Annotated in this window: 5 protein-coding genes; 3 read left to right on the forward strand and 2 right to left on the reverse strand. The window is 70.3% G+C overall.

Going from position 1 to position 4,291, the window contains the following annotated elements; genetic code table 11:
- The first annotated feature begins 172 nt into the window (after nt 1–172).
- Nucleotides 173–1,078, forward strand: a complete 906-nt coding sequence (locus tag GT354_RS41550) for a serine hydrolase (protein WP_161361891.1) — start codon at nt 173–175, stop codon at nt 1,076–1,078.
- A 74-nt stretch (nt 1,079–1,152) separates the two neighbouring features.
- Here GT354_RS41550 and GT354_RS41555 read toward each other — a convergent pair whose 3' ends face one another.
- Nucleotides 1,153–1,968 (reverse strand): ATP nucleotide 3'-pyrophosphokinase, encoded by an 816-nt coding sequence (locus tag GT354_RS41555; RefSeq protein ID WP_161361893.1) that lies wholly within the window; start codon nt 1,966–1,968, stop codon nt 1,153–1,155.
- A gap of 247 nt (nt 1,969–2,215) precedes the next feature.
- On the opposite strand from GT354_RS41555, the gene GT354_RS41560 reads away from it, so the two are divergent.
- The gene (locus GT354_RS41560) at nt 2,216–2,821 is read left to right on the forward strand and encodes a methylglyoxal synthase (RefSeq protein ID WP_161361895.1); all 606 of its coding nucleotides are present in this window, start codon (nt 2,216–2,218) and stop codon (nt 2,819–2,821) included.
- A 120-nt stretch (nt 2,822–2,941) separates the two neighbouring features.
- Nucleotides 2,942–3,907, forward strand: a complete 966-nt coding sequence (locus tag GT354_RS56845) for an MSMEG_6728 family protein (protein ID WP_346012419.1) — start codon at nt 2,942–2,944, stop codon at nt 3,905–3,907.
- A 105-nt stretch (nt 3,908–4,012) separates the two neighbouring features.
- On the opposite strand, the gene GT354_RS41570 is transcribed toward GT354_RS56845, so the two are convergent.
- Nucleotides 4,013–4,291 (reverse strand): aldo/keto reductase (locus GT354_RS41570; protein WP_161361897.1); only part of this gene is annotated, 279 nt, incomplete at its 5' end.

The raw sequence follows: 4,291 nt of genomic DNA on the forward strand, positions 1-4,291 counted from the left end.
GGCTGCCCGGGTGGCCGTCGCCGGCCGCACAGCGCCTCGCGGACGGCTCCGCCCGGCCGGCCCGGGACGCTCGAACGTCCGGCCACCGCACTGCGCCGACAGAATCGACGCTGTGACAGATGACGCTGTGACAGACGACGCCGTGACAAATGACGCTGTGACAGACGACGCCGTGACAGACGACGTCGGGGCAGTCTTCGAGCGGGCCGGCTGCGGCGGCACGCTGTGTGTGCGATCGCTCGACAGTGGCGCCGAGTTCGCCCTGCGCGCCGATGAGTCGGTGATCCCGGCATCGGTGGTCAAGGTGCAGATCGCCTTGGAGGCGGAGACCTGGTTCGCCGACGGCCGACTGGACCCGCGGGAGCGGGTGACGCTGAGCGTCGCCGACCGGACTCCCGGCCCGGTCGGAGTCTCGCTGTTCGACGACGATGCCGAGATGTCCTGGCGGGACCTGGTCGTCCTCATGCTCACCATCAGCGACAATCACGCCACCGATGTGCTGCTGCGACGGGTCGGTGTCGGCGCGGTCAACGCAACCGCCGCACGGCTCGGGCTGCTCGGCACGGTGATCGAGTCGGACCTGCGGACGATGCTCGACTCCATCGGCCGAGACCTCGGCAACACCGGTTGGAAGGGTTTGATCGCCTGGGCGGCCGGCGCGTCGGCGGACGAACTCGCCGAGGCCGATGGGCGGCTGCTCGTCGCGCGCGCCTTGGACCCGCAGTGGGGGACGCGGACGACCGCGTACGACATGGTCGATCTGCTGCAGGCGATTTGGACGGATCGGGCGGGTCCGGCCGCCGCCTGTGAACGGGTACGCGCCACGATGGCCAAACAGGTGACCCGGCATCGGATCGCCGGCGGCTTTCGAACGCCGGTACGGGTCGCGGCCAAGTCCGGCAGCCTGGTCGGGGTGATCCGCAACGAGATCGGTGTGATCTCCCATCCCGACGGCAGCCGCTACGCCGCCGCGGTCTTCACCCGGTCCCGGCCGGGAGCGGACGACGCCGCGATCAACGACGGCATCGGCACCGCCACCGCGATGGCCGTCGACGCACTGCGCCGAGAACGAGCCTGACCGGTCGACGGGCCGACGGCCCGGGGGTCGACGGGCCGGGGGTCGACGGGCCCGGCGTCGACGGGTCCGTGGGGTCAGGCTTCGACCAGGCCGGGGGCGAGTAGATCGGCCGCGCCTTCCGGTACCGGTCCCGAGCCGAAGAGTCGGTTCTGCAGCCGCTGCAGCTCGCGGACGCGATCCTCGGACGTGCCGGGGAGTCGCTGCTCCTGGTACAGCCCGTGCGTGACGACTGCGGCGTGTCGGCTGTCCGGGGTGTGCAGTTGGACCTCGAAGACGTGCTCGGTTCCGACGTCGCGCCAGTTGCTGTTGACGCCCTGGTAGCCGCTCGGATTGCCCCACGTGTTCTTCCAGCGCGTGGGCTCGGCGTCGAACGCGTGGAACAGCGTCGACGCGAGGCGGACGCCGGCGGTGTACTCCTCGGTCGGCCACTGGAGTGTGTAGCGGACCGAGTCGTTCAGGTCGACCAGTGCCTCGTCGACCGTCTTGTCCGGATTGCGGAGCAGGCTCGTGGCGACCTTGCGCTTGAGCGAGTCCGGGGTTTTGAGCCGCGCGTCGAACCCGACCACCTCGGCGTTGCAGATCGCCGCGATCCGGCGCAGTCGCGGACCGACCACGGCCTCCGCCTCGCGGGCCCGATCCAGGAAGTCCTCCACCGCCCGGTTGTCGCCGGCGCTCAGGCTGAGGCCCTCGCCCTGCCAACCGACGTCCGAGATCGGCTGATACGTGACCGAGTGATCCGCAAGCTGTCGATCCGCGGCTCGGCGATCGGAGACCGCGCGATGCGGGCTCGTGAGGTCCGCAGCCGTGGCGGTCGGCATCGGGGCAAGGCTCGCGATGGCGGCGAGCGTGGCCCCGACCGTCGTCGTGACGGCCCTGCGGATCATGGTCATCGAGGTATTCCGTTCTCCAGACGACCCCCTCGGTGACTGCTCGTCGACGGACGAGCGACACGTACCGGGCCGACCAAGGGCGGGACGCCGGTGGTCACCGAACCACCCACCGTCGGATGGGCCGATTGAGTGAACGCTATGTGCTGTCGACCCGATGTGCGGCCCGCGACACGAAGATCCACTCGACTTTTCGCCGGTGACATGTCGCGGCCACATGCGCGCAACACGCGTCGGACACACTCAAGGCATGCGAAAGATCGGCGAAATCGGCGAAATCGGCATATCGGAGCTGCCTGTGAACGACCGGATCGGCCTGCACGACCGGCACCAACCGCACGACCTGCACCAACCGCACGACCGGCACCACCCGCACGACCGGAAGCACCCACACGAGGAGGGCGTACGCAAGCGCGGGATCGCGCTCGTCGCGCACGATCGATGCAAGCCCGAGATGCTCGCGTGGGCCCGTACCCACCGGGACACGTTGGCCGCCCACCGCCTCTACGCGACCGGCACCACCGGCGGAATTCTCGCCGACGAACTCGACCTGTCGATCACCCGGTTCCGCAGCGGACCGCTCGGCGGCGACCAGCAGATCGGGTCGCGGATCGCCGAGGGTGACGTGGACGTACTCGTGTTCTTCTGGGACCCCCTGAGCCCGCAGCCGCACGAGCCCGACGTCCGGGCGCTGCTTCGCCTCGCGGTGCTCGCCAACATCCCGCTCGCCAACAACCGGGCGACCGCCGACTTCGTGATCACGTCGCCACTGCTCACCGCGGCCGACGGTCCCGATCGACCCGGCTCCGCCGCGTTCTCGCCCTTCGCGACGCCGCCGCAACGAAGCGCCGCGTAGGACTGCGCAGGGCTGCGCGGGACTGCCCAGGGCCCGCCGCGCCGACCGGGTGCCGATTCCGCCGCGCCGGAGCGGGTACTCGTCCCCGGTTCTCACGAAGGAGCACTCGAAGGAGCACGTGTGCAGACCTTTTTGCCCGAACCCGGCTTCGAGGCGACGGCGCGGTCGCTCGACGATCGCAGGCTGGGCAAGCAGCGAGTGGAGACCTTTCAGATCCTGCGGGCGTTGGTGTGGCCGACCTACGGTTGGAAGCGCCATCCAGCCGTCGCGATGTGGCGGGGATTCGTTCCGGCACTGGTCTGCTACGGCCTTGCGATGTGCGCCGAGTGGACCCACCGCGGGTTTCGGGACACGGTGGCCGCACAACTGCTCGAATTCACCGAGGGGCGGGTTCCGCATCGGCCCGACCTGTACCGCGACGGCATGCTGCCGCCGTGGCTCGGTGACGAGGCTCTCCACACCAGCCATCGATCGGTGCTGGTGGCCAAGGACGCGGAGCATTACCGGCGACGGTACGGTCCGGATCTGCCCGTCGGTCTGCCGTACGTATGGCCTCTCCCGCGTTATCCCCATTGGCCGATGCGCGTCGAGGCCACAGGTGCGCACGAGTTGACGCCCGCACTGCACGTGCTGGGCCGGGACTCGGCGACCGCGCTGGAACACGAGGCGTTCCAGGCGATCGCCGAAGGCCACGACTTCGAGGTGGAGGCATCCGGCGCGCAGGGGCGAGACCTCGCGTTGCTCGTCGGCCTGGGACGTGCCGGGCCCACGTTGTGGTTCGCGGGCGCGCGTCTTCCGGACGCGGACGAGGCCACCGACACGGCGACGACGCGAGCGTCGGTCCTCGACGACACCCCCGCGGTGGGAAAGTCGATCGCGCGGGCGCCGGATCCCGCCGCCCGCCGAGCAGTTCGCGATCAGGCACGGTCACCGGTGCGAGTACGCTTTCTGCGCCCCGATCAGCCGATCGTCGCCCGGTGGGGAAAACCGGGCCTGCTCGTGGTCGAACACGGTGATCGGGTGGATCGGGTGGATCGGACCGCACGACCGAGGCACGTGCCGACCCTGCGCCTACGGCCGGCTTGAATGCCTGGGCCGCGGCCGATCGAACGAGGCGACAGCCTCACCGACCGGCCGCCCCGGCAACCGGCTCGCTCCCACCGCCGCCCCCGGCCCGGCCCCCGGTTTCCCTCAGACCGCGGCCGACAGCGCCGCGAACTCCCCGTCGTCGAGCCGGATACGCGCGGCCTCGGTGTTCTGCTCCACGTGTGCGACGCTGGACGTGCCCGGGATGGGCAGCATCACCGGTGACCGATGGAGCAACCAGGCGAGCGCCAACTGCGAGGGCGAAGCACCGTGTTCCTCGGCCGCCCGGTCCAACGGCCCACCCGGACGCGCAAGTTCGCCGGTGGCCATGGGGAACCACGGGATGAACGCGATGTTCTCCGCCTCGGCGTAGTCCAGGACGTC

The sequence above is a fragment of the Streptomyces sp. SID3343 genome (genome assembly GCF_009865215.1).
GTDB lineage: Bacteria > Actinomycetota > Actinomycetes > Streptomycetales > Streptomycetaceae > Embleya.

Bases quoted from the DNA above. Each gene is read 5' to 3' on its own strand.
- GT354_RS41555 (WP_161361893.1), bottom strand. From the start codon at position 1,968: ATGACCATGATCCGCAGGGCCGTCACGACGACGGTCGGGGCCACGCTC.
- GT354_RS41560 (WP_161361895.1), top strand. From the start codon at position 2,216: ATGCGAAAGATCGGCGAAATCGGCGAAATCGGCATATCGGAGCTGCCT.